Source organism: Amycolatopsis sp. NPDC049691 (genome assembly GCF_040675005.1).
GTDB lineage: Bacteria > Actinomycetota > Actinomycetes > Mycobacteriales > Pseudonocardiaceae > Amycolatopsis.
In genome coordinates, this window is sequence record NZ_JBFANX010000008.1 from 161,406 (window position 1) to 187,341 (window position 25,936).

The window sequence follows — 25,936 nt, forward strand, 5'->3', positions numbered from 1 at the left end:
CTGCCGCCCCCATTTCTTCACCGCCGAACAGACCATCGTGCTCATCGTTTCGGACGCGCCGGGCGATACGGCCGACATCACACCGTTACAAAATGCGCTCCAAAGCCACCCGATAGTGATCGACCCGGACCTCGAGCCCACACCGGTAAATCGGCCGGAGCCGTTCCGTGAAAGCGTGACTCAAACCGCCGTGATCAGCGGCGCGGCCTCGGCCGGCTTCCCCTCGGAGTCACTTCGCGCTGCGGCGAAGCAGGTAGTCGTGGCCAAGCCCGCCCGGCGGCTGTCGATAGGCCGTCCGGTTGAGATAGCACCTCAGCGGTTGTCCAAGTGGGTCATGCTGGGATATCCCCTTAACTCCGGAGGGCGAGGGAGGGGCGGGGTGACGTCGTGGAACGGCTCTGACTACCCCAGTTCCCTGGGGTTCCTCATCGACTGCCTGGAGCAGATCCCGTCACTGCGCGATCCCGGGAGCCGGCGCCTCTGCCTGGAGCTGCTGGCCGACCACCTCGGCATGCCGCTGGTCGTCGAAGAGCTGCCCACCACCCGGGCCAGCCTGATCGGCATCGTGCAGGCCTGCCGGCGGCAGCACCCGCGGGCGCTCGCCGCCTTCGTCGATGCCGTCGAGCAGATGGAGCCCGGTTCCATTCCCGTGCAGCGGGCTCGGTCCGCCGTCGAGGACATGGCCACTCTCGACCTCGTCACCGAATACGACCGCCAGGAACTGCTGCACCTGCTGGGCGAAAACCCGAGCAGCCGGCTGGCCGAGCTCGTGCGGGCGGCCGCCGGGCCCGCGGCCGAGCTGACCTCGGCCGACCACCGGCCGGCGGACGCGCTCGCCACGCTGGAACGGATGAACGCCCAACCCGACGGTGTTCCGCCCCTGCTGCTGTTCGTCGAGTACCTCGCCGCCTCCGCCGATTACGAGCGCGCCGAAGGGCTGCGCAATTGGAACGACCGCCAGGCCGAGCGGCTGGGGGTGACCGAGCAGATCCAGGCCGTCCGGCTGGCGCAGGCCACCGAACCCACCGCCCCCGAAGAGGTCGTCGCCTACCTCGTGATCCGGATCGAGCCGGACCTGCTGGACACGGGCATGTTCGTGGTGGTGCACTGGCGGCACAACGATCCGACCGGGTGGCGGCCGCGTCGGAGCGAGCCGTTCACCGGCGATCTCCAGGACGTCCGCGCGCACGTCGCCGACCTCGTCGCCGAGGCCGAAACCGGCTGGGCCAAGGACGCCGCGGCGATCCGGATCGAGTTCCTGCTCCCTTATTCGCTGCTGAACCTGCCCGTCGACCAATGGGACCTGGAGGCGGGCAGTCCGCTGCCGCGCCCGCTCGGCCTGCACTACCAAGTCGTCGTCCGCAGTCTCGACCGCGCGCGTTCGCCCCGCTGGCACCGCGAATGGCGGCGACGCTGGGACCTGCTCAAGAAAGTGCCTCCCGGGCTGACCACGCCGGAAGAGCACTGGTTGTGGAGCGACGGCGCCCGACGGCGGCACCTGACCGCGCTCGACGCGAAGCTGGCCGAGCAGAAGAAAGTCGTTTCCCTGGTGCTGCGCTCGCCGCCGGAGGGCCCGGACCCCGGCGAACTGCTCGTCGGCGTCCGGACGGGAATCCCGGTGATGATCTGGCACCGCACAGAGGGCGCGCGCGCGGCGTTCGAGGCGGAGATCAAGTCGCTGCAGGAATTCCTGCCCGAACTCGTCGAAAAGCTGCGCCTGCTGCGCAGCCGGGCCCGGCAGGTGGCCCGCCCCGATTCCCACGTGGGCAGCCGGGTTTCCCTCCTGTGGGACGACCCGGACAGGCCCGTCGAGCCGCAGGATCCCCCCGCGGCCCCGATCGAGGAGGTGCCCGCACGATGAGCGGTGCCGAGATCCCGCCCTGGTGCGTCTACCGCGGTCACGGGCTGCCGCCGCCCGCCGGCGAGGACGCCCCCGAGCTGCCGGCACCGCCCAGCTGGCGCACCTTCGACGGTGGACCGGCACTACCGGTCCCGACGGCGTCCGACGCCGAGTTCGTCCGCCGGCTCGGCGTGCCCGCCGTGGCGTCCGCGCGGGACGCGATGCTCGAAGAGGTGCTGACCGTGAACGCGGCGTTGTACCTGCGGCGCCCGCTTCTGATCACCGGCAACCCCGGCACCGGCAAGTCCAGCCTGGCCTACAAGATCGCGCGCGAACTGGGCCTGGGCCCGGTCCTGCGCTGGCCGATCAGCAGCCGCACGATTTCCCGGGACGGGATGTACACCTACGACGCCATCGGCCGGGTCCAGGCCGCCGCGGCCGAGGAGGGCGCCGACATCGGCGGGTTCGTCCGGCTCGGCCCGCTCGGCACCGCGCTGCTTCCCTACGACCGGCCGCGGGTGCTCCTCATCGACGAGCTGGATAAATCGGACATCGACCTGCCCAACGACTTGCTGGCGGTGTTCGAGGACGGCGACTTCGAGATCCAGCCGCTGGCCCGGATCGCCGCCACCCAGCCCGAGGTCACCGTCTTCACGCACGACCGCGGCGGCCGGGCGGTCGTGCGCGACGGGCACGTGCAGTGCCGCGCGTTCCCCGTCGTCGTGGTGACGAGCAACGGCGAACGGGACTTCCCGCCCGCCTTCCTGCGCCGCTGCCTGCGGCTGGACATGCCGCAGCCCGGCTTCGAACAGCTCGTGAGCATGGTCGCGGCGCACTTCCGCGACGTGCCGCCCCGCAGCGACGACCTCATCCACGAATTCCTCGCCAACAGCGGGCAGGAAGGCGGCCTGGCCAACGACCAGCTGCTCAACGCGCTGCACCTGACGACGTCGGGTGCGCACCAGCACGACGCGAACTGGGAGGTGCTGCGCGGCACTTTGTGGCGGCGGCTCAACGTCCTGGGAACGGACTGAGCCGATGGCCGACCCGGTCGACCGCCTCGCCACCGAGGCGCTCAACGCGGACGAGATCGCCGACGCGATCTGGCTCGCCGCCCGTATCGCGGCGAGCGAATCGCCAGCGCGCGCGGCTCCGCGTCCCGTTCCCCCGCCGCCACCGCCCCCGCCCCCGCCGGAACCCGAACCGGAACCGACGCCGCCGGTGGAGTCCCGCGTCGACCACCTCCCGCCGGGTCGCCCGGACCCGGCCCGGCCGGGCGATCACCCGGAACCTGCTCCGCTTCCCCTCGAAGCCATCCCGGTGCGGGCGCGAGCGCGCAAGCCCGCGGCGGCTTGGCCGGTCCGCACCGTGCCGCCGAGCCTGCCCCAAGGTCTGGCGAAAGCGCTGCGGCCGTTGAACCGCCTCGTCCGCCTGAAGCACAAGACCGAATTCGATGAAGAAGAAACGGCGGTCGCCGCGGCGGAGACGAAGGTCTGGCTGCCGGTGCACCGGGCCTCGCGAGGTCACCCGTTCGAGGTCGTGCTGGTCGTCGACCGCGGTTCCTCGATGGTGTTCTGGGAACGCACTTCCCGCGCTTTTCGCGCCATGCTGGAAAGGCAAGGCGCGTTTTCCGACGTCAAGACGGTTTCGGTGGACACCGACGAGCCGGTCGTGCGTTTCGTGGAAACCGCACCGGGCGCCGGCTGCGAACCGGCGCAGCTGGCCGATCCGACCGGGCGGCGCGTCGTCGTCGTGCTCAGCGACGGCGTCGGCCCCGCCTGGCGCAGCGGGTCGATGTTCGAGCTGCTGTCGTTGTGGGCCAAGACGTGCCAGGTCAGCCTGTTCCACCTCCTGCCTGCCGAACGCTGGAGCTGGACGGGTGTACGTGTGGTGTCACGGATTTTGCGCGGTGCCCGCCCCGGCACCGCGAACCCGATCCCGGTGCTGGAACTGGAACCCCGGCACGTGCGCCGCTGGGCCGAACTGATCTCCGGGACGCCCGCCGTGCGGCTCCCGGTGCTGGTTCCCCCGACGGAGGAAGACCTCGCGGACGACGGGGAACAGACCGAAGAACCGCCGTCACCCACCGAGCGGCTCGACCAGTTCCTCGCCACGGGCACCTCGCCCGCCATCCGGCTGGCCGGACTGCTCGCGGCGGCGCCGCTCACCCTGCGCGTCATGCAGGCGGTGCACGGTACCTTGATGCCCCAGGCCCGACCCGCGCACCTGGCCGAAATCCAGCTCGGCCGGTTGCTGCACCGCGTACCGGCGGACGGGGAGAGCCCGGTCGAGTACGACTTCGCGCCGGGACTGCGCCGCCGGCTGCTGGCACTGGTGTCGCGCGCGGACACCGCGCGGGTCCAGCGGGTGGTCCAGGACGTCCTCGGTCCGCAGGAGCCTGCGGTCGCGAATCTGCGTAACGCTCTTGAGGCTCCCGACGACGCCACTCTACCGGTGGTTACGTCGCGCACTGAACCGTTGTTGACTGTCCAACGTGACGTTCTAAGAGCACTGTCGGGGCCTTACACACGTCGAGCTAACCGATTGGGTGATGCCTTGGAACGGTTTAGGGGGTCCCGTAACGATGGCGGCGCGCGCGCGACTAGGACGTCGGAAGGCCTAGGGGCACCTCCAGGCCAACATCCGGTAGGGTCCGACCCGCAAGCTGAACCGATCAATCGAGGGATCTCAGTGACTACCACGAGATCGGAGCCGGGCACCGAGGTCCGCCACTCCGGCCAGCAGACCGCCGTCTGGGGCGGCGTTCCGCTGCGCAATGTCAACTTCATCGGGCGCGGGGACATCCTGCAGGCATTGCACGGTGAACTTTCCAAATCAACCCGTACAGCCGTACTGCCCGGCGCGCTGCACGGGATGGGCGGCATCGGCAAATCGCAGATCGCGGTCGAGTACGTCTACCGCCATGCCGATGAATACGATTTGATCTGGTGGATTCCCTCGGAGAACCAGTCGGAAATCCAGGCCTCGCTCGTGAAACTGGCGCAGCGGCTGGATCTTCCGGTGGAACAGTCCGTCGACACCGCGGTGCCCGCCGTCCTCGAGGCGCTCGGCAGCGGCGAACCGTACCGCCGCTGGCTGCTGGTGTTCGACAACGCCGACCGGCCCGAGGACGTCCGCAAGTTCTGGCCGCGGCGGGGTGAGGGCCACATCCTCGTGACCTCCCGGAACCCGCAGTGGTCCGAGGTCTCCCAGGCGGTCGAGGTCGACGTCTTCCGGCGGTCGGAAAGCCGCGAACTGCTCCAGCGCCGTAACAAGGACCTGGCCGAAGAGGATGCCGACCGGTTGGCCACCGTGCTGGGCGACCTTCCGCTGGCCGTCGAACAGGCTGCGGCATGGCGTGCCGAGACCGGCATGGCCACCGACGAATACCTCGCATTGTTCGAGAGCAAGCGCGCCGAGTTGCTCCGGTCGCGGCCGCCGGCGGACTACGACGTCGCGGTCGAAGCTGCCTGGAACGTCTCGTTGGACCGGCTGCGTGAAGACAACCCGGGTGCTCTGGAACTGCTTGAGGTTTGCGCCTTCTTCTCGCCCGAACCGATCCCGCGGGCCATGTTCAACGTCAGCGGTATTCGTGACGTACCGACCTCCGAGGCGCTGGAGCAGACGCTCGGTGACCCCATTCAGCTGGGCCGCGCGATCCGGGAAATCACGCGCTACAGTCTCGCCAAGATCGACCACCGTACCAACACCCTGCAGTTGCACCGCCTTGTGCAGCTGGTGCTGCGCAACAAGCTCTCGCCGGAGGAGCAGGAGCGGGTGCGCCACACTGCCCATCTCCTGCTCGCGGGCCGAGACCCGAAGCAGCCCGACTCGGTCGAATACTGGTCGCGCTACGCGGAATTGCTGCCGCACATCCGCGCCGTCGACGCCCGAAACTGCACCGATCGCTGGGTGCGCCGCATGGCGATCAACGCGGTCAATTACCTTTTCGCGTTCGGCGACCCGGCCGGCGCTCTCGAGATGGCTCAGGACTACGCGCAGTTCTGGAAGGAAAAGCTCGGCGAAAAGCACGCCGACACGCTTGTCGTTTCGCGCTGGTGGGGTCGCATGTTGCGGGCGCTCGGCCGATTCGAGGAAGGCCGCATCGTCGCCGAGCGGACGCTCGCGCTGATGCAGGAGACTTTGGGCGAGACCCACGAAGAAACGCTGCTCACGATGCATGGTGTGGCTTCGGACCTGCGGGCGAAGGGCGACTTCGAGCGGGCTCGCCAGATGAACGAGTTCGCCTACCTGAGCGCACTGGATCGGTTCGGCGACGAAGACCCGGACACCCTCGCCGCGGCCAACAACTACGCACTGAGCCTGCGGTTGGTCGGCGACTTCGCCGGAGCGCGCGACCTCGACGAACGTACGGCGCAGCGCAAGCAGATCGTCTTGGGACCTGATCATCGGCACACCCTGCTGACGCTGGACAACTGGTCGGTCGATCTGCGGGAAACGGGTGACTACCTGCGGGCGCGGACCGAGCAGGAGGACACCGTCCGCCGCATGCGAGCACAACTCGGCAGCCGGCATCCCATGACGCTCTCGGCCATCAAGAACCTCGCGATCGCGTACCGCAAAGCGGGTCAGCACCGCGACAAGAAGGCGCTCACCCTGGCCATGGAGGCCACCGACGGGCTGGTCACCAAGTACGGGGAATCCCACCCTGACGCGATGTCCGCGGCGATGGACCTGTCGATCGAGCACCGCCAAGACCGCAACCTCGTCGAAGCGCGGCGGCTAGGCGAACACGTCAAGAGCCTCTACGAAGCGAGCTGGGGCGAGAAGCACCCGTTCAGCGTGGCCGCCGCGACCAACCTAGCCGTCACGTTGCGCCTGCTCGATCAGGTCGGGCAGGCGCGGGAACTGAGCGAACGCGCAGTGGCCGACATGACCGAGGCGCTGGGCGAGGATCACCCGTTCACGCTCGTCTGCGCAACCAACTATGCGAGCGACCTGGCCGAATCGGGTGATTACGAAGCCGCGTATGCGCTCGATGTCGCAACGTTGGAACGCTCCGAGCGCGTGCTCGGAGCGGACCATCCTTCGACGCTGGCGCTCCTGGTCAACCAGGCGCTGGACCTGCGCGGGCTCGACCGCAGGGAAGAGGCGGACGCTCTCCAGCTGAACGCCGTCCAGCGCCTGCGCAATGTTCTCGGCTCGGAGCACCCGGCCACGACGGATGCGCAGTTCAACCATCGCGCCAACTGCGACATCGACCCGATGCAGATCTGACCCGCACACCGCAGCACGAAGCCCCTGACGGGGAAACCGTTAGGGGGCTTCGTGCGCCTGTCGGTCAGCCGAGCCAGCGAGCCAGCCGATCCGGATTCGGCGCCGCTCCTCGCTGATGCCGCACTTCGCGGTGCACAGCCGACACCAGTTCCGGACGGCTCACCAGCACTGGGTGCCGCGTGGCCAGCGCGAATCCGGCCCACGCGGCTGCGGAATCGGGCGTGGTCGTGAGCTGATGGCGGTAGCGCTCGGCCGCGGTCGTCGTGTCACCGTCCACGAGTGCCAGATCCGCGTCGGACATCCCGGCGATCTCGGCCATCGCCAGTTCCGGCTCGGCGCGGTAGACGTCGTACAAGTCCGGATCGGTCAGCCATGTCCGGGTGAGTGTCAACCGGGCGTTCCCGGCCGGTCCCGCTGCCGGCACCAGGCTCGGAGGTGTGGTCGGCACGAGCGGGCAGCGCCGGCCTCGCAGCCAGGCCTCGGTCAGCTCGGCCACGACCCCGTCCGCGACCCGCAGGTGCCGAAGGCGCCAGTACAGGCGGTGGTCGAGGTTCGCCCGGCCGGCCGCGTGCGTGATGTCGGCCGGCAGCGGCTCGGTCCCCCATTCGCGCAGCTTCTCCTGTGCCGTGGTGAGGAACCGGCGGCCCAGCGCCGAGGGCACCGCGTCGGCGAGCAATGTGCTGACGGCGTGCGCCGTCTGCTCGCGCCGGTACGCGAACTCGAACTGCGCCGCCCGGGCCGCCAGTCCCTTCGCCACCGGGTAGTGCTCGCGGTAGAACGCGGTCACGCCGAGGAACGAGTAGGCGCCGTGCAAGAGCCCGAGAGCCGGGCGCGGGTCGTCGCGCCAGGGGGCGTACAGCCGCGCGGAATCGTTGTCCCCGGCCGGATCGAGCAGATCGACCAGCACCAGCAGCACGCCGAGCTTGCTGTGCTGGAACTCGTGGACGAGGGTGGCGGCGAACGTCGTCGCGTCCGGCGGCCGGGACAGCACCAGGGAGCCGAAGACGTCGTTGTGCGACGCGCTGTAGGGGGTGAAGCGGTCGACCGCAGCCCTCGGCACCAGGGTGGTGAGCCCCGCGGCGAGCTCCGCCGCGATCGCCGGGTGGTGCTCGGTCAGCAGCCGCCAGGTGGCGTTCAGGATTTCCGCCCACCGCGCCACTTCCGCGGCTTCGAGCCGCCGCGGCGGAAGCGGTCCGTCGAACTCGCGGTACGGATCGATGTCGTCGAGGAACACCTCGCCGTCGCCGAAGGGCAGTGAGCGCAGGGGAAGCCAGCCGGGGCCTTCGGCCGAACTGTCGTCGGGCAGCTGCACGCTGCCGAAGGGACCCCGCACGAGGACGTGTCCCCGTTCGGCGTGCACCTGGGCGAAATCCCAGTCCCGGCGGCTGCGGACGTCGGCGAGACCGAGGGTCGGCAACATCAGCCGGCCGCGCCACACCGGGACGCGGAACCGGAAGTCGTGTCCGGCGCGGATCGCCGCGGCGGTCACCAGCCGGTGGAGACCGCCGAGGTCCGCCCACAGCGGCGGGTCGCCGGCCCCGCCTTTCCCCAGTCGCTGCAGGACGTTCGCCGCCCAGAGGCCCGTGTGCGGGTGCGCGAGGACGCGATCAGTCGCGGCCGGATCGCGTTGCTGCGCCTCGATCAGCAACGTCCACGCCTCGTCGAGCGGCGGCAACGGGGACATGGGGGGGTTCAGTTCCCCCGCGGCGTCGAGGACCGCCCGCAGCAGCGTCAGCCGCCGGCTGCGGTCGGCCTGACCGAGTTGCTTCACGACGGCCGCGTCACTCCGGCCCGCGGCCATCGCGTCGAGGTTGGTCAGTGACACCCGGTGGGTGTCCAGCATCGGGTCGTGGGTTCCCTAACCCCCCGCTCAGCGCGCGTCCGGCGCCTGGTTCTGGAGAACGCCGGTGCGGCTGCACTCGGCCCGCCCGGCGACCAGGCGAAGCGAGCGACGGAGCGCCGGATCGTCGCTCAAGCGCAAATCGGCCAGGGAAACGGTGGACAGATCGACCATCCTGGTGGTGACTTCGCCCCGCGCCTGTCCCATGTCAGGTCCTCCCTCACGACGAGCCCCGCGATCGGGGGGAGTAATCATCATGCAACAACAAACCGGTTTTGTGACCGTCCGCATGGCGGATCAATCCCGCCGGTCCGGATACTGTGCGTTTCCGGAAGGCGGCCGGTTCCGCTTGTCCGTCAGCTTCGAGCGGGGACTGCGGTGTGCTCACCGGCGCGCGGTGGTTCCCACTGCCACCGCGAAAACCGCCAGCACTACCGCCAGTCCGCCCAGGCCGAGACCGAGCGAACCGGCCGCTGCCAAAGCTCCGACGAACAACGGGCCGCCCGCGTCGCCCAGTTCGCGGCCCACCTCGGCCGCTCCCATCGTCTGGCCCAGTCTCTCCTTCGGGGTCGATGCCGCCAGGTGGGCGAACGCTATCGGGGTTGCCAAGCCCGTTCCCGCTCCGATCGTCACCGCCGCCAGCAGCAGTCCGGTGATTCCCGGGACCAGCGTTGCCGCCGCCAGGCCCGCTGCCGCGGCCGTGAGTCCCGCCGCCATGCCGGGTGCCGCGCCGATGCGGCCCGCGTCGTGGGCTCGGCCCGCCCAGGGTTGGACCAGTGCTCCCGTGGCCGCCAGCAGGGACACCACCGCTCCCGTCACGAGCGCGCCGCGGCCCGCGCCCGCCACCGGCAGGAAGCCCACGCCCACCGCCACCGCCGCCGTTGCCGCCGCCAGGGTTGCCGTCGGGCGCAGGAAACCGCCTGCCGTCAGGCGGCGGGCCAGGTCCAGGACCGTCTGGCGGGTGCGGGGCAACGGCGGCGCGACCGGGACCACCGCCGCCGCCCAGCCGGCGACCGCCACTGCGAGCCCGCCGAGCGTCGCGAACAACAACGCGTAGCCGCCGAAAGTGATCAAGACTCCGCCCAGGACCGGGCCCAGCGTGTAGCCGAGGCCCTTCCACGCGCCGTAGCCGCCGAATGCGCGGCCGTGGCCCGTTTTCGGCGTCAGGCGGGCCACCAAGGCTCCCGCCGCCGGGGAGAACGCGGCCGCCGCGGCGCCCTGGCCGAACCGGGTCACGCCGACCAGCGCCGGGTCGCCCGCGAGCACGAACGCCGCCGACGCGACGGCGAACGCCACCAGCCCGCCCAGCAGCACCGGACGCGGGCCGACGCGATCGGCCAGCGCGCCGAACACCGGCTTCAGCACGACTTCGGCGCCGTCGTAGACCGCCAGCAGCAGCCCCAACGTCAGCAGCGACGCGTGTTCGGCCTCGGCGTAGCCCCCGAGCCCGGCGGCGATGCTGTGGGCACCGAACGCCGTGACGAATCCCGCCGCGTACACCGGGGCCAGCTGTCTGGTCATCCGGCGTCACATCTGGTGCAGGGCACGGAAAACCCGGTCCGTGTACTCGGCCAGCCGGCCGGCGCAGTGCGCCAGCCGCTCGTCGGCGTCGGCCGCGGCCGGGGCGCCGAAGACGTCGCGGGCCTTGATGTCGCGGTGCCAGCGCCGCAGGCGCTCCAGGCTCTGCTCCTCCTCTTCGAGCTCGGCCATCGTGAACTTGCCGACGCGGATCTCCTTGTCGATCTCGGCGTCGAACTTGCCGCAGTCGGCCAGGAACTCCGCCCACTCCTCGGCGCGCTCGGCCGTGAACAACGCTTCCAGCCGGGCGCCGTCCGGCTCCGACCGGCCCGCGGCGTCCAGCACCAGCACTTCGCCGTCGCCGCGCCCGGCCAGCTCGATCACGCGCGCGACGCCGTCGGCGAACACCGGCACGTCCGGCACAGCCCAGACGCCCTGCCCCAGCGACAGCGCTCCGGCCCGCCGCAGCTCGCGCCACACGGCGACGCGGTGGCGGCTCGGTTCGGCGGGGACCCGCACCACGAGCACCGACCAGTGAGAAGACGTCACATCGAGAAATGTAGCACGTGTTACTTCGTCCGCAGTGCGTCGACGATCAGGTCGAGCAGCCGGCCGACCCGGGCCGCGTCCTGGTCGGCCGACGTCGACAAGAACACGCCGAGCAGCATCAGCGTGACGTCTTCCGGATCGGTGCCGGCCCGGAACACTCCGTCCCGCGCCCCCGCGGCGAGGATCGTGCCGATCGCCTCGGTGATGCGCCGCCGCGTCACCGGGGTCGTGATGCGGCCCGATGCCAAGCTCGCGCGGAGGACGTCGGCCATTCCGCGCTTGGTCTCGACGAACGCCGCGTACCGGTCCATCCACGCGCGCAGCGCCGCCTCGGGCGGCAGCTCCGCGAGCAGCGCCGGGGCGCTCGCCGTGACGTCGTCCAGCTCGGCCGCGTAGACGGCTTCGACGAGCGCCTCGCGAGTCGGGAAGTGGCGGTAGAGCGTGCCGATGCCGACGCCGGCCTCGCGGGCGATCGCTTCCAGCGCGACGGTGCCGTCGGCGGCGGCGAACGCGGCCCGCGCGGCCGCGACGAGCTTCTCCCGGTTGCGGCGCGCGTCGGAGCGCACCGGCCGGTCCAGGTCCGGGGAAGGCAAAGCGGAGGCACCTCCGGTTGTGCTACGGTCGGCTTAGCGGAGGTTCCTCCGCTTCACCATCATCGCACAGGACGGGATCACGCATGCCTTCCACGAAAACCGCCCGGCTCGCCGGCCGCACCGTCTCCCGCGTCGGCTACGGGGCGATGCAGCTCGAACGCCTCGACCGCGCCCAGGCCGTCGCGCTCCTGCGCCGCGCGTTCGACCTCGGCGTCGACCACGTCGACACCGCCCAGTTCTACGGCAACGGTTTCGTCAACGAGGTCATCCGCGAGGCCCTCCGGCCCGGGGACGACGTCGTGGTCGTCAGCAAGGTCGGCGCCGACCCCGACCCCGGCGCCCCGATCCCGCTGCGCCTCGCGCAACGCCCCGAGCAGCTGCGCGCGAGCGTCGAGGACAACCTCCGGGCGCTCGGGCTCGACCGCATCCCGCTGGTGAACCTGCGCCGCGCCGACCGGCGGCCCGGCGTGCTCGCCGAGGGCGACCAGGTGGTCGACCTCGACGACCAGCTCGCCGTCATGACGGCCCTGCGCGACGAGGGCAAGATCGGCGCGATCGGGCTCAGCAGCGTCACCCTCGACACCCTGCGCCGGGCGCTCCCGGCCGGCATCGCGTGCGTCCAGAACGCCTACAGCCTGGTCGGCCGCGACGACGAGGACATGGTCGAGCTCTGCGTCGCCGAGGACATCGCGTGGGTGCCGTTCTTCCCGCTCGGCGGCGCCTTCCCCGGCCTGCCGAAGGTGACCGACGAGCCGGCGGTCCAGGCGGCCGCCCGGGACCTCGGCCGCACGCCGGCCCAGATCGGCCTGGCCTGGCTGCTGCACCACGCGCCGAACGTCCACCTCATCCCCGGCACGGCCAGTGCCGAGCACCTGGAGGCCAACATCGCCGCCGGCGACCTCGAGCTGGACGCCGGCACCCTGGCCGCCCTGGACGCCGTCCCGACGCGGTCGATGGACGCCTCGCTCGGCTGACCCCGTCAGCGCCAGGGCAGGACGGCTCCGTCGCGGACGAGCTCGCCGTACTGCGCCGGGTCGACCGGCCGGAACACGAGGTCCAGCAGGGCATCCGCCGCTTCGGCGGGGCTCGGCGCGGTGCTGACGTCCCACCACAGCGCGGACGTCGGCGTGTTCATCATCCCGGGGCAGACGGCGGCGAGCAGGATTCCCCGCGCCAGGTCGTCGTCACGGCGCTGGGCGGCGAGCGCGCGCACGGCCGCGACCTGGCCGATCTTCGACGGGATGTTGACGAAGCCAGGCCAGTCGCCCGCACGGGCGCTGCCGTCCTCGACCGCGTCGCGCCAGGCGGCCACCTGCTTGTCCACCTCGTCCAAAGAGGACAGTTCGGCGAACCGGTCGTGCAGCGCGGGCGCCAGGTGCCGCAGCGTGCCGAACGAGCTGGCGACGACGAGGAGCCGGCCGCCGTCGCGCAGCAGCGGCGCGAAGGCGCGGAGCAGGCGGGTGGTGCCGAAGTTGTTGACCTCGGCGTAGTCGCGGACGATCGCGCGCGGGTCGTCGTCCGGGCCGACGCGCATGACGGCGTTGCCGATGACGACGTCGACGCCGCCGTGCCGCTCGGCCAGCTTCGCGGCGAGGCGGCCGGGCGCCGCGGGTTCGGCGACGTCGAGGACCTCGCCGCGGACCTCGGCCCCGCCGGCGGGCAGGGCTTCGACGGCCTGCGCGACGCGCCCGGCGTCGCGGCCGGTCAGGTAGACGGTGTCCTCAGTGGACAGGCGCTGGGCGAGCCCTTCGGCCAGCGCGAGGCCGAGGCCCTGCGTGGCACCGGTGACGAGGGCGACCTTCGGGGTCATGCGATTCCTTTGGCGAGCAGGGTTTCCGACAGGGTCCAGAGGCGCTCGGCGCCTTCGGGGTCGAGGGCGTAGCGGGCCACGCCCTCCAGCCGCGGTGCTTCGCCGCGGCGGTCGACGGTCATCGTTTCGTTGCAGTTCACGAAGTAGCGGCCGCCGATCCCGTCGAGCAGCGGCGACGTCGCGAGCAGGACCGACGTCGCCGCGCCCTGTTCCGGCGTCTTGATCAGCTCGGGCGGGACCTGACCGCTGCCGCGGCCGCCGGTGTGGCGCTGCAGGTTCGTGTGGATCGCGCCGGGCATCAGCGCGTTCGCGGTGATGCCGTCGCCGGCCCAGCGGCGCGTCGCCTCGACGGCGAAGAGCACGTTGGCGGTCTTGGACTGGCCGTAGGCGAGCCACGGGTCGTACGGCCGGAAGGCGAAGTCGACGTCGTCGAAGACCACCGGGGACAGCTGGTGGCCGCTGGAGCTGACCACGACGATCCGGGCGGCGCCGTCGGCGGCCAGCGCGTCGTGCAACCCGGTCGCGAGGGCGAAGTGCCCGAGGTGGTTGGTGGCGAACTGCAGTTCCCGGCCCTGCGACGTGTGCTGCTCGGGCGTGGCCATGACGCCCGCGTTGGCGACCAGGACGTGCAGCGGGCCGTCCCACGCGGCGGCGAACGCGTCGATCGAGGCGGGGTCGGTCAGGTCCAGCGGCGCGACGCGGACCGCTCCGGCGATGTCCGCGGCGACGCGTTCACCGGCGGCGACATCGCGGACGGCCAGGGTGACTTCGGCACCGGTGGCGGCCAGGGCGCGCGCGGTTTCGACGCCGAGGCCGGAGGACGCTCCGGTCACCACGGCCCGGCGACCGGACAGGTCGGCGCCCGCGACGACCTCGGCCGCGGTGCTGCTGAATCCGAAAGGGGTTTGGAGCAATGTCATAACTCGAAGCTAGGACGACCGGGGTCCATGCGGAAAGCGAAAGAACAGCAGACCTGGTATGCGTAGACGTCATGGCCTTCTCCGACGCCTCCCTCACCGCCCTGCGGGTCTTCCGCGAGGTGGCCGAGCGGGGCACGCTCACCGCCGCGGCCGCCGCGCTCGGGTACACCCAGTCCGCGGTCTCGCGGCAGATCGCGTCACTGGAGCGCGCCGCGGGGACGCCGTTGCTGGAGCGGCGCCACGACGGCGTGCGGCTCACCTCGGCCGGGCAGATCGTCGTGCGCCGGGCCGCCGGGGTGATCGACGCGCTCGACGCCACCGCGCGCGAGCTGGCCGGACTGCCCGGCGAGCAGGGCACGGTCCGGCTGGGCTGGTTCCCGACCGCCGGTGCCGACCTGGTGCCCCGGGCCCTGACCGCGTTGCGGCGGACGCACCCCGCCATCACCGTGCTCAGCCGGGAAGGCGGGACGCCGGCGCTCGTCCGTGCGTTGCGGGCCGGCACCCTCGACCTCGCGCTGGTCGCCTCGGCGCCGCCGTTCCGCCCGCCGGACACCGAAACGCCGGCGCTGGCGGTGCGGGTGCTCACCGAGCGCAGCCTGCGCGTGGCCGTGCCCGCGACGCACCCGCTCGCGCGTCGCGACTACATCGACGTCGCCGACCTGCGGGGGCAGCGCTGGATCGCCGGCTCGGGCGACGACCGCGTGCTGGGCGTGTGGCCCGGCCTCGACGAACGGCCCGAGATCGCCCACACGGCCCGCGACTGGCTGGCCAAGCTTCGGCTCGTCGCGGCCGGCTGCGGGATCACGACCGTGCCGGGCTCGCTCGACGCCGTCGTGCCGCCCGGGGTGCGCGTGCTGGCCGTGCGCGGCGGGCCCGGGGAGCAGCGGCGCGTGCTGCTCGCGCACCTGCCGCGGCCGCTGTCCGACTCGGCGAGCCGCGTCGCCGCCGCGCTGCGCGACGCCGCCGTCAGCGAGTGAGGGCCGGGCTACGGAAGCCCCACCACCACCCGCGGGGTCAACCGGCCCTTCTCCGGGACCCGGGTGATCTCGCCCGCCGTGATCGCGGAACCCAGCGCGCCGATCGCGTCCTCCGGGCGGTAGATCGTCTCCAGCAACGTGAACCGCTGCAGCTCCGCGACCGAACAGCTCCCCCGCCGCCTCAGCTCCGCCGACAACGCCCGGCGCAGCGGCAACAGCTGCGGCGTCAGGGAAATGTCGACCAGTGTCCGCTCCGGGTCGCGCGGGTCGCGGTAGCGGATGCCCGCGAACTCGTCCACCGCCCACAGCTCGCTCTTGAACGTCGCGAGGTGCTTCTCGTCCGGCGTCAGGAACACCAGCAGCCGCGCTTCGCCGTCGTCGGCGACCAGTTCGACCGCGCATCCCGCCGAGACCCGGTGGTCCCCCGCCGGCGCGGTGACCACCACCTCACGCCCCTTGCCGCGGGCCATCGGGGCGACCAGCGGCCACGCTCCGGGACCGTCCAAGTGGGTCAGCACCGGCCCGCTCAGCGCCAGCTCCGCCACCTCGGCGACCGTTCGCACGGAGAGTCCCGGCGGCGCCCCGGACGGCGCGGCCGAACCGACGACCACCAGCTCCAGGTGGTGCCCGTCGAGCCGGTCGGCGAACTCGCCGAACACGCGCAACGCGTCGGCCGCGAAGCCGCCGCACTCGACGTACGTGCCGCCGCGCTGGGACCGCAGTGCCTTCGCCGTCCACGCGTCGAGGTACCGCACCAGCACGTCCCGCTCCACCGCGGCATGCCCGGCCACGTATCCGGTTGTACTCCGGTGGATCGCTCGGCACCAGGGTCGCGGTGGGGGGGTTCAGCCCTCCGGGTAGAACAGGAACAGCGTGCAGCCGGCGGCGCTCGCGGGCACGTGCCACGAGCCGGCCGGCGCGTGCAGGAAAGTGCCCGCCGGGTAGTCGCGTGCGCCGTCGTTGAAGGTGCCCGAAACGACGAACACCTCCTCCGGCCCCGGTTCGTGGACGTCCCGGCGCGGCCACGACGTGCCGGCGTCCATCTCGAGGACCCCCGCGTGCGCGCCGGCCGGGCTGGTCCACAGTGGACGGAAGCGGATGCCGGGGAACAGCTCGCGCACGGGTGCTTCCCGTACGGTGGCGGAGGTGTAGCCCGGCTGGTCGAGGATCTCGGGGTGCATGACCGTCACGATGCCGCCGTCGAGGGAGGCTCGGCCAGTGTCCCGGAAGACACCTTGGGGTACTTTTCTGCCATGCATCGCGTGGTGGCACTGGTGCGGCCGGTGCAGTCGACGTTCGAACTCGGTTGCGCCGCCGAGGTCTTCGGCACGCCGCGCGACGGCGTGCCGCGGCACTACGAGTTCGAGGTCTGCGCGGAGACGCCCGGCCCGGTGCCGACGACCGCCGGGTACGCGATGGCCGTTTCGCGCGGCCTGTCGGCGCTGGACTCGGCGGACACCGTGATCATCCCGGGCTGGGCACCGGTGGAGGCACCGCTGCCGCCGCGCGTCCGCCGGGCGCTGCTGCGGGCCCACGCCCGGGGCGCGCGGCTGGTCACCATCTGCTCCGGGGTGTTCGCGCTGGCCCGCACGGGCCTGCTGGACGGCCGGTCGGCCACGACCCACTGGGGCCGCGCCGAGCAGCTGCGGCGGGAGTTCCCGCGGGTGCGCGTCGAGCCGGACGTGCTGTACGTCGACCACGGCGACGTCGCCACGAGCGCCGGGGCCGGCGCGGGTATCGACCTGTGCCTGCACCTCGTCCGCAAGGACCACGGCGCCGCGCACGCCGCGCTCGTCGCGCGGCACATGGTGATGCCGCCCCACCGCGAGGGCGGTCAGGTGCAGTTCGCCCCGCCGCCCCCGCCGCCGGAGGCCCTCGACGGGCTCCTCGGCTGGGCGGCCGAGCGGCTCGCGACGGTGTCGGTGACCGACCTGGCCGCGCACGCCGGCGTCTCCCCGCGCACGCTCGCCCGTAGGTTTGCCGACCAGCTCGGCACCAGTCCCGGGGCGTGGCTGCTGGGCCGGCGGGTGGCCGAGGCTCGTGCCCTGCTGGAGGACACCGACCTGCCGGTCGAAGCCATCGCGGCCCGGGTCGGCCTCACTTCGGCAGTCAACCTGCGCCGCCGCTTCCGCGCTCAGGTCGGTACGACGCCGGGCGCCTACCGGCGGGCGTTCCGGATGCGCTAACCGGTGGGTCACCTCCGGCTGACCACGGCCGCGGCGGTCAGCGCGACCGCGAACACCGCATACGAAGCGAACAACCCGCCCGCGGAGCTCAGTGCGCCGCCGATCGCACGGCCGAGCAACTGCCCGACGCACTCGGCCGTGATGACGGCGGTGGCCAGCTCCGTCGCGGTGAGCCCGCTCGACCCCGGCGTGCTCGCCCGGATGTACAGCGCGGGATACGCGAGCCCGACGCCGATCCCGGCCACCGTCCACGCCGCCAGCACCACCGGGAACGGGCCGCCGCCGATCGCCAGGACCGCCGTGCCGAGCGCCGTCAGGCCCAGGCCCGTCGCGGGAAAGTGGCGCCGGGCCAGGAGGCTCGTCACCGCCCAGGCGAGCGGGGCCGCGCTCAACACGATCGCCGCCTGGCCGAGGCCGACGTGGAAGCCCTTCGTCAGCAGGACCGTGATCAGGCTGTCCGCGCCGAAGTAGCCGACCGCGAACAGCACCATCGCGGCGAGCGCGGCGGGCGTCCCCCGGCGCAGGCGGGCGGTGCCCGCCGGGAGGATCGCGACCATCCCGGCCACGGCGACGACCGCGCCCGCGAGGGCGGCCGGCCACCAGCCTTCGCTCAGCACGACGCCCGCCGCGCCGAGGGGTACCAGCAGCGTCCGGCCGAGCGGCCGCGGCGACGGCTCCGGCTCGTCGGCGGCGGCGCGCACGACGAGCAACCGTCCGAAGAGGACGAACGGAACGGGCAGCAGCAGCGTCCAGCGCCAGCCGACGAGGTGCGCGAGGCCGAGCGTCACGGCGGGGCCGGCGAGGGCCGGCAGGATCCACATCGCCGACGACGCCGCGACCACCTTGACGCGCAGCCGGTCGTCGAGGTGGCGGATGGCGGAACTGACGCCGAACACCGCGAGCAGACCACTGGCGAGCCCGGTGGCGAGCTGGCCCAGCGCGAACGTCCAGGCGCTCCCCGAAGTGGCCGCCACGACGAGCCCGCCGACGTAGGCGAGCATTCCGGCGGCGAGGGTCGCCCGCGTTCCCAGCTTCGCCAGCACCCGGCTCGCGAGCGGCAGGGCGACGAACAGCCCGAGGGTCGAACCGGCGATGAGGAGGCCGAGCCGGTCCTCGGCCTTCAGGTCGCCGGCGACGAGAGGCAGCAGCGTGGAGGCGACGAAGCTGGTGACGGCGGCGGCGAATTCGAGCGCGACGATCCCGGCGGCGAGGGACCGCGGCCCGGCCCGGGTCACGTGTAGAGGTCGCGGTCGTAGACGTTGATCTGCACGGGCACGCCGTCGGGGTCGGCTACCCGGAGCGACTGGCCGAAGCCTTCGTCGATCACGGGTCCCGGGTGGTATCCGGCTTCCTGCAGGCGTTTCTTGACGTCTTCGAGGGGCTCGTCGGTCTCGAAGGCGAGTTCGCACCGGCCGTCTCCCCTGTGGACGGCCAGGGTGCCGCCGTCCGCCGGGAGCTCCACCCAGCCACCCGGCCGGGAAACGGCTCCGGTTTCCAGACCCAAGGCGGTGTAGAACCGCGTCAGGGCTTCGACGTCCGAGGTGTAGCGGATGGGCAGCACGCGCATCATGGGCGCTCCTCCGTGCGTCGCAGGTGGTCTTCGAGAACGCGTTCGACGTAGGCGGAGAGGGACTCGTCGGCGTCGACGGAGGCGTGTTTCACCCGCCGGATGAGGTCGACCGGCAGGTAGACGCTGAACTGCCGCTTGGCGTCGGCTGACATGCCCACATGCTAGCAAATGAGCAAACCCGCAGGAGGTGCGGCAACGGGCTCAGGCGGCCGCCACCGCCCCGGAGATCAGCAACGTCAGCCCGTGCGCGAGCGCCGGCGCCAGGTCGAGGTGCAGTGCCCGCAACGCCGGGTCCGCCTCGTACGCGGCGAGGGCGCTCGGCGACGGACGGCAGTGCGTCCACAGGCCGCCGGTCAGGATCATCGCCAGCATGCAGATCGACCCCGCCCGGTCGCCGACCTCCGGGACGTACCGGCACATCAGCTCGGCCATCGCGTCGAGTCCGGCGAGGGCGGACCGCTTGAAGCGCACGACCGCGTCGGTCGACACGTTGTGCTCCAGGACACCGGCCTGCGCGCCGATCAGGTCGCACAGCACCGTGCGCCGGGCCAGCGAGTGGGCGACCACGGAGGAGAACCGCTCGCCCCGCTCCCCCACGGACAGCTCCCGGTCGACGCCCTCGGCGAGTTCGTCCACCACTTCGGCCAGCCAGTCGCGCAGGGCCCGGTCGAGCAGTTCGAGCAGGACGGCTTCGCGGGATTCGAAGTAGCGCAACACGTTCGACTTCGCCAACCCGACCCGGCGGCTGAGCTCGTTGAGGCTCACGTCGGCCACCGGCATCTCGTCGAGCATCGCCAGCGCCGTGTCGAGGATCGTGCGGCGCCGCTCCTCCCGCTGCTCGGCACTGCGGGCTCGCTGGAACGTCATGCCACCCAGCGTAACGCCCGCCGCGCGAAATTGAAGACCGGCAGTCTCTTGACAACAGACCGCCGGTTCCTTACCGTCGGGGACATAACAGACCGCCGGTCCGCAAGGGCCGCCACGGAGGGAACCACCATGGGCGAGAACTGGACCGAGCGCGACGTGCCGAGCCAGAAGGGCCGCGTCGCCGTCATCACCGGGGCCAACACCGGGCTCGGGTTCGACACCGCGAAGACGCTGGCCGAGCGGGGCGCGACGGTGGTGCTGGCCGTCCGCGACGTCGAGAAGGGCAAGCAGGCCGCCGCCCGGCTCGGCTCGGCCGCCGACGTCACCGTGCAGGAGCTGGACCTCTCCTCGTTGGAGTCCGTCCGCGCCGCCGCGGCCGACCTGCACGGCTCGCTCCCGAAGATCGACCTGCTGGTCAACAACGCCGGCGTGATGTATCCGCCGCGCCAGACCACGCGCGACGGCTTCGAGCTGCAGTTCGGCACCAACCACCTGGGGCACTTCGCGTTCACCGGCCTGCTGCTGGACCTGCTGCTGCCGGTCGAGGGCTCGCGCGTGGTGACGGTCGCCAGCATCGCCCACCGCATCCGCGCGGCGATCCACTTCGACGACCTGCAGTGGGAGAACTCCTACGACCGCGTCGCGGCCTACGGGCAGGCCAAGCTGGCCAACCTGATGTTCGCCTACGAGCTGCAGCGCCGGCTCGCCCCGCACGGCACGACGGCGTCGCTCGCCGCCCACCCGGGCGTGGCCCGCACGGAGCTGATGCGCAACTCCCCCGCCATCGCCCGCGCGCTGTTCCCGGTGGTGGCCCCGCTGTTCACGCAGAGCTCGGCGGCCGGCGCGCTCCCGATCCTGCGCGCGGCCACGGACCCGGCGGCTCTCGGCGGCCAGTACTACGGCCCGTCGGGTCTCGGCGGCTACCGCGGGCGCCCGCAGGTGGTCGCGTCGACGCCGCAGTCGTACGACGCCGCCATCCAGCGGCGCCTGTGGGCGGTTTCGGAGGAGCTGACCGGTGTCAAGTTCCCGGTCGGCTGACGGCGAAGCGGGTCACCTAAAGCCAGTCGTGTTCGCGGGCGTAGCGGGCCGCTTCGTGGCGGGTGCGGGTCTGGGTCTTCTGCATCGCGTTGGACAGGTAGTTGCGTACCGTGCCCTCGGCCAGGTGCAGCCGGCCCGCGATCTCCGCCACCGAAAACCCTTCCCGCGTCGCGCGCAGGACGTCGATCTCGCGGTCGGTCAGCGGGCAGTCGTCCACGACCGCCAGTGCCGAGACGTCCGGGTCGATCCAGCGCTTGCCCGCGTGCAGCGTCCGGATCACCTCCGTGATGTGCGCCGGTTCCGCCGCCTTGCTCACGAACCCCTGCACGCCCAGCTTCAGCGCCTTCCGCAGCACTCCCGGCCGGGCGTGCCGGGTCAGCATCAGGATCACCTGGTCCGGCCGCGCGCGCCGGATCTCGGCCACGGCGCCGAGACCGTCCACTGTGGGCATTTCGAGGTCGATGACGAGCACGTCCGGGCGGTGGCGCAGCGTCGCCGCCACCGCCTGCTCGCCGTCCTCGGCCTCGGCGAGCACGGAGATCTCGCCCTCGAGCGGCAGCAGCGCCGCCAATGCCTTGCGGAGCAGGGCTTCGTCGTCGGCGAGCACCACGGTGGTCATCGGCCCTCCTCCCACGCCGGGACCGCCGCCGCGGTCAGGAAGCGGCCGTCCGTGCGCGCCACCCGCAGCTCGCCGCCGTGCTGGGCCAGCCGTTCGCGCAACGCCGAGAGCCCGCTCAACGGCGGCTCGCCGTCCTCGGCCGCGCCGTCGTTCACGATCTCGATACCCGACCGCGTCAGGGTGATCCGCACCTGCCGGGCCTGGGCGTGGCGCAGGATGTTGGTCGTCGTCTCGCGCAGGACCTGGCCGAGCAGCTCGCCCGCGCGGGCGTCCACTTCGGACTCCCGCGCGACGCGGACGTGGATGCCCGCCGCTTCGAACAGGTTCTTCGCGTTCTCCAGCTCGGCCGACAGGTTCAGCCGCCGCCGGCCGTGGGCGAGCTCCTTGGTCTGGACGATCGTGTCGCCGACCAGGTTGCGCACCTCCGCCAGCTCCGCGCGCGCCCGGTCGAGGTCGCTGTCCAGCAGCTTCTCGGCCAGCGCCACCTTCAGCTTCACCACGTGCAGCGTGTGGCCTTGGATGTCGTGCAGGTCGCCGGCGAAGCGGACGCGCTCCCGGGTCACCGCCAGTTCCGCCTCCCGCTCGCGCGACTGCTCCAGCTCGGCGATCAGGTCGAAGAACCGCTGGCTGACGAACATGAGCCCGGTCGAGACGAGCACGGCGACCGCGGGGATGGCGGCGTACTAGATCAGCCGGGGTCCGACGCGGTCGTCGTAAACCAGCACGTTCGCCGCGCCCAGGACCGCGACCAGCGCGGTGAACCCGGCCAGTGCCGCGACCCGGCGGCGCGGCAGCGGCGGGATGAGGAACGACCCGACCACGGACACGCCGAAGAACGCGGAGGGGTCGTTGGTCAGCGCCCCGGCCAGCCAAACCACCGCGGCGACGGCGAAGCTCGGCCGCGCGACGCGCAGGTAGTCCCCCGCCGTCCAGCGTTCGGCGGTCGCCAGCGCCGCGACCAGCCCGACGACCTGGACGGCGACGTGCCACCAGGTCCGGGCGGTGAGCAGGAGCAGGAGCAGGCCGATGATGGCCAGCGGCGGGATGGTGGTGATCAGGTTGAGCCGCCGCAGCCGTTCCTGGACCGCACCGCCGGTCCAGGTGCTCCTGCGCGCGATCGCCGGTACCTCCACGGGTCCGAGCGTATCGGGCCCGGCGGGCCGCACCAGTGACACCACGTCATGTTTCGGGGTGACGTCGGCACACTGCCGGGCGCGCGCCGATCCGGCTGGAATCGGGGCATGTCCACGACACCCGTCATCGACGTCGACCGCCTCACCCTCGCCTACGGCGGCTTCCCCGCCGTGAAGGACCTTTCGTTCCAAGTGGAACGCGGGGAGCTGTACGCGCTGCTGGGCACCAACGGCGCCGGCAAGACCTCGACCCTGGAAACCGTCGAAGGCCACCGCGCGCCGACGTCGGGGGCCGTGCGCGTGTTCGGCAAGGACCCGCGCGACCGCGCCGCCGTCCGGCCGCGGATGGGGATCATGCTGCAGGAGAGCGGGTTCTCCCCGGACCTGACCGTGCGGGAGACCGTCCGGCTGATCGGACGGCTCACCGAGCGCACCGACGACGCCGGACGCGTGCTCGGCCTCGTCGGCCTCGGCCCGAAGGCCACCACCAAGGTCGGGCAGCTCTCCGGCGGCGAGAAGCGGCGGCTGGACTTCGCCACCGCGGTGTTCGGCACGCCCGAGCTGGTCTTCCTCGACGAGCCCACCACCGGCCTCGACATCCAGTCGCGCGACGCGCTCTGGGACGCCGTGGACCGGTTGCGCGAGGACGGCGCCACCGTCGTGCTCACCACGCACTACCTCGAAGAGGCCCAGCAGCGCGCCGACCGCATCGGGCTCATGCACCAGGGCGTGTTCCACCGCGAAGGAACCGTCGCCGAGCTGACGCGGACCCTGCCCGCGACCATCCACTTCGGCCTGCCGCCGCGCGCGCCCGCGCCCCCGCTGCACGCCACCCGCCAGGCGGACGGCCAGTTCCTCGTCGAGACCTTCGGCCTGCAGAAGGACCTGCACACCCTGCTCGGCTGGGCGCAGGACCACGCCGTGGAGCTGCACGACCTGCGCGCCGGGCCGACCCGGCTCGACGACGTCTTCCGCGCCATCGACAACTCCTGAGAAGAGGACATTCCCATGTGGACGATCGCTCGCGGCGAGCTGATCCAGCTCTTCCGCAACCGGCTCGTGCTGGTCACCGCGCTCGTGCTGCCGGCCGGGCTCTGCGCGTTCTTCATCGCCAAGCACGACCTGTTCACCGAAGCCGGCAGCCTCGGCTACATCGCGACGCTCGCGCTGTTCTTCGTGGCGGGCATCGGGCTCTACACGACGTCGGTGACGACCTTGGCCTCCCGCCGCCAGAACCTGTTCCTCAAGCGCCTGCGCTCCACCGCGGCGCGGGACGCCGCGATCCTCGGCGGGCTGCTGCTGCCGATCACCGTGCTGTCGGTGCTCCAGATCGCCGTCGTCCTCGGCGCGCTGGCCGCGGTCGCCGGGGCGCCGGCGGACCCGGTGCTGCTGGTGGCGGCCGTCGTGGCGACCGTGGCCATGATGCCGGCGCTCGGCCTGGCGACGGCCGGGCTGACGAACTCCCCCGAGCACGCGCAGGTCACGACGCTGCCGGTCAGCCTCGGCGTCATCGCCGTGGCCGGCTGGGTCGGCGTGACCGGCACCGGCGAGCTGACGCTGCTCAAGCGCCTGCTCCCCGGCGGGTCGGCGACCGAGCTGGTGCTGAACGCCTGGAACGGCGGCAAGCCGCTCGCCGATTCGCTGGTCCTGTTCGCCCCGACGCTGGCCTGGGTCTTCGTCGCGATCGTGCTGGCGGCGCGGCTCTTCCGCTGGGAACCGCGCCGCTGAGCGCGGTGCGAACGAAAGGAATTCCGATGCGCAAAGCCATGCTGGTGGCCGCGATCGCCGTGCTCGGCGCGACGACCGCCGTGCCCGCGGCCTCCGCCGCACCGAACACCTTGACCTGGGGACCGTGCCCGGCGGGGGCGTTCCCGACGCCGGACCTGCAGTGCACGACCCTGAAAGTCCCGCTGGACTACCGCGAGCCGGGCGGGCGGACGATCGACGTCGCCGTGTCGCGCCTGCCGAGCAGGACCCCGGAGCGGCGGCGGGGCGTGCTGCTGACCAACCCGGGCGGCCCCGGCGGCGGTGGCCTGGACTACCCGCAGCTGCTGAAGTACGTGAAGCTGCCCCAAGAAGTGCTCGACTCCTACGACATCATCGGGTTCGACCCGCGCGGGGTCGCGCACAGCACCCCGGTGACGTGCGACCTGACGCCGGAGCAGATCGCGGTCGGCAACCTGCCCTACGCGAACGGCCCGGCCGACGTCGTGAAGCAAGCCGCCATCGCGAAGCGGGAAGCCGAGCAGTGCGCCGGGTCGAAGACCGCATCGATGCTGCCCTACGTCACCACGGCGAACACCGCGCGGGACATGGACCGCATCCGGACGGCGCTCGGCGAGCCGAAGGTGTCGTTCCTGGGCGCGTCCTACGGGACTTACCTGGGCGCGGTCTACACGACGCTGTTCCCCGAGCGCAGCGACCGGATCGTCCTGGACAGCAATCTCGGGCCGGGCGGCTACGACATCGACGCGATGCGCGGCTTCGGGCGGGGCATGGAGGACCGGTTCCCCGACTTCGCGGCCTTCGCGGCGAAGCACCCGGAGTACGGGCTCGGCACGACGCCCGCGCAGGTGACGGCCAAGTTCCACGAGCTGGCCGCGCGGCTGGACCGCACCCCGGTCGGCGGCGTCACGGGCTCGGTCTTCCGCGGCCTGACGTTCGAAGGCCTGTACTCGACGGACCTGACGAAGCTCGCCGAGGACTGGCAGGGGCTCGAGCAGGGCCGGGCCCCGAAGCCGCCGGCGGAACCGGTGACCGGGGTGGAAAACCTGCTGGCGTCCCGGTTCGCGGTGATCTGCGGCGACTCGGCGTGGCCGCGCTCGATCGCGAGCTACCAGCTGGACGTGGCCGTCGACCGGGTCCGCTACCCGCTGCTCGGCGCGGCGAGCGCGAACATCGCGGCGTGCGCGTACTGGGCGCCGCCCGCCGAGCCGCGGGTGCGGATCACCGGCCACGGCCCGGCGAACGTCCTGATGGTGCAGAACCAGCGTGATCCGGGCACGCCGCTGTCCGGGGCCCGCAAGCTGCGGGCGGCGTTCGGCGACCGGGCGCGGATGGTGACGGTCGACCAGGGCGGGCACGGGGTCTACCCGTTCACGCCGAACCGCTGCGCGAACACCGCGGTGACGGAGTTCCTGGTGACCGGGCAGCGCCCGGCGCACGACCTGGCCTGCGCCGCGGAAACCCCCTGACGAGGGGGTGGGGCCGTGCGGTGAGCGAGGGCTCGCCGCACGGC

At 72.2% G+C, this 25,936-nt stretch carries 24 protein-coding genes and 1 pseudogene; 10 read left to right on the forward strand and 15 right to left on the reverse strand.

Features of this window, described 5'->3' with window-relative positions; translation table 11 throughout:
- Positions 1–379 precede the first annotated feature (379 nt).
- The 3 genes from AB0J40_RS20330 to fxsT are packed head-to-tail and all read left to right on the forward strand — an operon-like array spanning position 380 to position 7,078.
- Positions 380–1,861: a hypothetical protein gene (locus tag AB0J40_RS20330; protein WP_364455150.1), complete on the forward strand. Its 1,482-nt coding sequence runs from the start codon at positions 380–382 to the stop codon at positions 1,859–1,861.
- Positions 1,858–2,874 carry a MoxR family ATPase gene (locus tag AB0J40_RS20335; RefSeq protein ID WP_364455153.1) on the forward strand — a complete coding sequence of 339 codons (1,017 nt, stop codon included), beginning with the start codon at positions 1,858–1,860 and terminating at the stop codon, positions 2,872–2,874. The genes AB0J40_RS20330 and AB0J40_RS20335 overlap by 4 nt, the downstream gene beginning before the upstream one ends.
- Positions 2,875–2,878: 4 nt before the next feature.
- A complete protein-coding gene (gene fxsT, locus AB0J40_RS20340) occupies positions 2,879–7,078 on the forward strand; it encodes an FxSxx-COOH system tetratricopeptide repeat protein (protein WP_364455155.1) in 4,200 nt (1,399 codons plus the stop codon).
- A 64-nt stretch (positions 7,079–7,142) separates the two neighbouring features.
- Here the strand turns inward: fxsT and AB0J40_RS20345 are convergent, their stop codons facing one another.
- From AB0J40_RS20345 to AB0J40_RS20365, 5 genes are all read right to left on the reverse strand, one after another.
- On the reverse strand, positions 7,143–8,921 hold the full coding sequence (locus AB0J40_RS20345) for an HEXXH motif domain-containing protein (protein WP_364455158.1): 1,779 nt from the start codon (positions 8,919–8,921) through the stop codon (positions 7,143–7,145).
- A gap of 27 nt (positions 8,922–8,948) precedes the next feature.
- Entirely contained in the window at positions 8,949–9,125 is a 177-nt protein-coding gene (locus AB0J40_RS20350; RefSeq protein ID WP_364455161.1) for a hypothetical protein, read from the reverse strand.
- A gap of 177 nt (positions 9,126–9,302) precedes the next feature.
- A complete protein-coding gene (locus AB0J40_RS20355) occupies positions 9,303–10,439 on the reverse strand; it encodes an MFS transporter (protein ID WP_364455164.1) in 1,137 nt (378 codons plus the stop codon).
- A 6-nt stretch (positions 10,440–10,445) separates the two neighbouring features.
- On the reverse strand, positions 10,446–10,985 hold the full coding sequence (locus AB0J40_RS20360; protein ID WP_364455166.1) for a Chromate resistance protein ChrB: 540 nt from the start codon (positions 10,983–10,985) through the stop codon (positions 10,446–10,448).
- Between the two features lie 20 nt (positions 10,986–11,005).
- Complete coding sequence (locus AB0J40_RS20365) at positions 11,006–11,578, reverse strand: TetR family transcriptional regulator (protein WP_364455169.1); 573 nt, start codon at positions 11,576–11,578, stop codon at positions 11,006–11,008.
- Between the two features lie 83 nt (positions 11,579–11,661).
- Here AB0J40_RS20365 and AB0J40_RS20370 point away from each other — a divergent pair, with 83 nt between their 5' ends.
- Positions 11,662–12,552 (forward strand): aldo/keto reductase, encoded by an 891-nt coding sequence (locus AB0J40_RS20370; RefSeq protein WP_364455172.1) that lies wholly within the window; start codon positions 11,662–11,664, stop codon positions 12,550–12,552.
- 5 nt (positions 12,553–12,557) lie between these two features.
- On the opposite strand, the gene AB0J40_RS20375 is transcribed toward AB0J40_RS20370, so the two are convergent.
- Together AB0J40_RS20375 and AB0J40_RS20380 are read right to left on the reverse strand one after the other, a co-directional pair.
- Positions 12,558–13,388, reverse strand: a complete 831-nt coding sequence (locus AB0J40_RS20375) for an SDR family NAD(P)-dependent oxidoreductase (RefSeq protein WP_364455174.1) — start codon at positions 13,386–13,388, stop codon at positions 12,558–12,560.
- The gene (locus AB0J40_RS20380) at positions 13,385–14,308 is read right to left on the reverse strand and encodes an SDR family NAD(P)-dependent oxidoreductase (protein WP_364455177.1); all 924 of its coding nucleotides are present in this window, start codon (positions 14,306–14,308) and stop codon (positions 13,385–13,387) included. The genes AB0J40_RS20375 and AB0J40_RS20380 overlap by 4 nt, the downstream gene beginning before the upstream one ends.
- A gap of 71 nt (positions 14,309–14,379) precedes the next feature.
- Between AB0J40_RS20380 and AB0J40_RS20385 the strand changes: the two genes are divergently transcribed.
- Positions 14,380–15,285, forward strand: a complete 906-nt coding sequence (locus tag AB0J40_RS20385) for a LysR substrate-binding domain-containing protein (RefSeq protein ID WP_364455180.1) — start codon at positions 14,380–14,382, stop codon at positions 15,283–15,285.
- 8 nt (positions 15,286–15,293) lie between these two features.
- On the opposite strand, the gene AB0J40_RS20390 is transcribed toward AB0J40_RS20385, so the two are convergent.
- Both AB0J40_RS20390 and AB0J40_RS20395 read right to left on the reverse strand, forming a co-directional pair.
- Positions 15,294–16,076, reverse strand: coding sequence for a hypothetical protein (locus tag AB0J40_RS20390; protein ID WP_364455182.1), 783 nt, complete (start codon positions 16,074–16,076; stop codon positions 15,294–15,296).
- A gap of 54 nt (positions 16,077–16,130) precedes the next feature.
- On the reverse strand, positions 16,131–16,466 hold the full coding sequence (locus tag AB0J40_RS20395; RefSeq protein WP_364455184.1) for a cupin domain-containing protein: 336 nt from the start codon (positions 16,464–16,466) through the stop codon (positions 16,131–16,133).
- Positions 16,467–16,538: 72 nt separating this feature from the next.
- Here AB0J40_RS20395 and AB0J40_RS20400 point away from each other — a divergent pair, with 72 nt between their 5' ends.
- Positions 16,539–17,471 (forward strand): helix-turn-helix domain-containing protein, encoded by a 933-nt coding sequence (locus tag AB0J40_RS20400; RefSeq protein ID WP_364455186.1) that lies wholly within the window; start codon positions 16,539–16,541, stop codon positions 17,469–17,471.
- 8 nt (positions 17,472–17,479) lie between these two features.
- Here AB0J40_RS20400 and AB0J40_RS20405 read toward each other — a convergent pair whose 3' ends face one another.
- From AB0J40_RS20405 to AB0J40_RS20420, 4 genes are read right to left on the reverse strand one after another with little or no spacing between them, the layout of a single operon-like run.
- Entirely contained in the window at positions 17,480–18,706 is a 1,227-nt protein-coding gene (locus tag AB0J40_RS20405) for an MFS transporter (RefSeq protein ID WP_364455189.1), read from the reverse strand.
- Complete coding sequence (locus AB0J40_RS20410; RefSeq protein ID WP_364455191.1) at positions 18,703–19,041, reverse strand: VOC family protein; 339 nt, start codon at positions 19,039–19,041, stop codon at positions 18,703–18,705. The genes AB0J40_RS20405 and AB0J40_RS20410 overlap by 4 nt, the downstream gene beginning before the upstream one ends.
- Entirely contained in the window at positions 19,038–19,193 is a 156-nt protein-coding gene (locus AB0J40_RS20415; RefSeq protein ID WP_364455194.1) for a CopG family transcriptional regulator, read from the reverse strand. Before AB0J40_RS20415 ends, AB0J40_RS20410 begins: the two co-directional genes overlap by 4 nt.
- A gap of 49 nt (positions 19,194–19,242) precedes the next feature.
- Complete coding sequence (locus tag AB0J40_RS20420) at positions 19,243–19,908, reverse strand: TetR/AcrR family transcriptional regulator (RefSeq protein WP_364455197.1); 666 nt, start codon at positions 19,906–19,908, stop codon at positions 19,243–19,245.
- A gap of 129 nt (positions 19,909–20,037) precedes the next feature.
- Here AB0J40_RS20420 and AB0J40_RS20425 point away from each other — a divergent pair, with 129 nt between their 5' ends.
- Entirely contained in the window at positions 20,038–20,946 is a 909-nt protein-coding gene (locus AB0J40_RS20425) for an SDR family NAD(P)-dependent oxidoreductase (RefSeq protein WP_364455199.1), read from the forward strand.
- A 16-nt stretch (positions 20,947–20,962) separates the two neighbouring features.
- On the opposite strand, the gene AB0J40_RS20430 is transcribed toward AB0J40_RS20425, so the two are convergent.
- Both AB0J40_RS20430 and AB0J40_RS20435 read right to left on the reverse strand, forming a co-directional pair.
- Positions 20,963–21,565: a response regulator transcription factor gene (locus AB0J40_RS20430; protein ID WP_364455201.1), complete on the reverse strand. Its 603-nt coding sequence runs from the start codon at positions 21,563–21,565 to the stop codon at positions 20,963–20,965.
- A pseudogene (locus AB0J40_RS20435) lies at positions 21,562–22,698 on the reverse strand (histidine kinase). Before AB0J40_RS20435 ends, AB0J40_RS20430 begins: the two are co-directional and overlap by 4 nt.
- Before the next feature lie 108 nt (positions 22,699–22,806).
- On the opposite strand from AB0J40_RS20435, the gene AB0J40_RS20440 reads away from it, so the two are divergent.
- From AB0J40_RS20440 to AB0J40_RS20450, 3 genes are read left to right on the forward strand one after another with little or no spacing between them, the layout of a single operon-like run.
- Positions 22,807–23,691 (forward strand): ABC transporter ATP-binding protein, encoded by an 885-nt coding sequence (locus tag AB0J40_RS20440; RefSeq protein WP_364455204.1) that lies wholly within the window; start codon positions 22,807–22,809, stop codon positions 23,689–23,691.
- Positions 23,692–23,706: 15 nt separating this feature from the next.
- The gene (locus AB0J40_RS20445) at positions 23,707–24,426 is read left to right on the forward strand and encodes an ABC transporter permease (protein ID WP_364455207.1); all 720 of its coding nucleotides are present in this window, start codon (positions 23,707–23,709) and stop codon (positions 24,424–24,426) included.
- Positions 24,427–24,452: 26 nt separating this feature from the next.
- Positions 24,453–25,892 (forward strand): alpha/beta hydrolase, encoded by a 1,440-nt coding sequence (locus AB0J40_RS20450; protein WP_364455210.1) that lies wholly within the window; start codon positions 24,453–24,455, stop codon positions 25,890–25,892.
- Positions 25,893–25,936 lie beyond the last annotated feature (44 nt).

What these genes read in the sequence shown, in the direction of transcription:
- AB0J40_RS20440 (WP_364455204.1), top strand. Translation starts at nt 22,807, where the DNA reads ATGTCCACGACACCCGTCATCGACGTCGACCGCCTCACCCTCGCCTAC.
- AB0J40_RS20345 (WP_364455158.1), bottom strand. Translation starts at nt 8,921, where the DNA reads ATGCTGGACACCCACCGGGTGTCACTGACCAACCTCGACGCGATGGCC.
- AB0J40_RS20425 (WP_364455199.1), top strand. Translation starts at nt 20,038, where the DNA reads ATGGGCGAGAACTGGACCGAGCGCGACGTGCCGAGCCAGAAGGGCCGC.
- AB0J40_RS20395 (WP_364455184.1), bottom strand. Translation starts at nt 16,466, where the DNA reads ATGCACCCCGAGATCCTCGACCAGCCGGGCTACACCTCCGCCACCGTA.
- AB0J40_RS20430 (WP_364455201.1), bottom strand. Translation starts at nt 21,565, where the DNA reads ATGACCACCGTGGTGCTCGCCGACGACGAAGCCCTGCTCCGCAAGGCA.
- AB0J40_RS20375 (WP_364455174.1), bottom strand. Translation starts at nt 13,388, where the DNA reads ATGACCCCGAAGGTCGCCCTCGTCACCGGTGCCACGCAGGGCCTCGGC.
- AB0J40_RS20420 (WP_364455197.1), bottom strand. Translation starts at nt 19,908, where the DNA reads ATGACGTTCCAGCGAGCCCGCAGTGCCGAGCAGCGGGAGGAGCGGCGC.
- AB0J40_RS20400 (WP_364455186.1), top strand. Translation starts at nt 16,539, where the DNA reads ATGCATCGCGTGGTGGCACTGGTGCGGCCGGTGCAGTCGACGTTCGAA.
- AB0J40_RS20410 (WP_364455191.1), bottom strand. Translation starts at nt 19,041, where the DNA reads ATGATGCGCGTGCTGCCCATCCGCTACACCTCGGACGTCGAAGCCCTG.
- AB0J40_RS20445 (WP_364455207.1), top strand. Translation starts at nt 23,707, where the DNA reads ATGTGGACGATCGCTCGCGGCGAGCTGATCCAGCTCTTCCGCAACCGG.
- AB0J40_RS20380 (WP_364455177.1), bottom strand. Translation starts at nt 14,308, where the DNA reads ATGACATTGCTCCAAACCCCTTTCGGATTCAGCAGCACCGCGGCCGAG.
- AB0J40_RS20370 (WP_364455172.1), top strand. Translation starts at nt 11,662, where the DNA reads ATGCCTTCCACGAAAACCGCCCGGCTCGCCGGCCGCACCGTCTCCCGC.
- AB0J40_RS20450 (WP_364455210.1), top strand. Translation starts at nt 24,453, where the DNA reads ATGCGCAAAGCCATGCTGGTGGCCGCGATCGCCGTGCTCGGCGCGACG.
- AB0J40_RS20335 (WP_364455153.1), top strand. Translation starts at nt 1,858, where the DNA reads ATGAGCGGTGCCGAGATCCCGCCCTGGTGCGTCTACCGCGGTCACGGG.
- AB0J40_RS20415 (WP_364455194.1), bottom strand. Translation starts at nt 19,193, where the DNA reads ATGTCAGCCGACGCCAAGCGGCAGTTCAGCGTCTACCTGCCGGTCGAC.
- fxsT (WP_364455155.1), top strand. Translation starts at nt 2,879, where the DNA reads ATGGCCGACCCGGTCGACCGCCTCGCCACCGAGGCGCTCAACGCGGAC.
- AB0J40_RS20350 (WP_364455161.1), bottom strand. Translation starts at nt 9,125, where the DNA reads ATGGGACAGGCGCGGGGCGAAGTCACCACCAGGATGGTCGATCTGTCC.
- AB0J40_RS20355 (WP_364455164.1), bottom strand. Translation starts at nt 10,439, where the DNA reads ATGACCAGACAGCTGGCCCCGGTGTACGCGGCGGGATTCGTCACGGCG.
- AB0J40_RS20385 (WP_364455180.1), top strand. Translation starts at nt 14,380, where the DNA reads ATGGCCTTCTCCGACGCCTCCCTCACCGCCCTGCGGGTCTTCCGCGAG.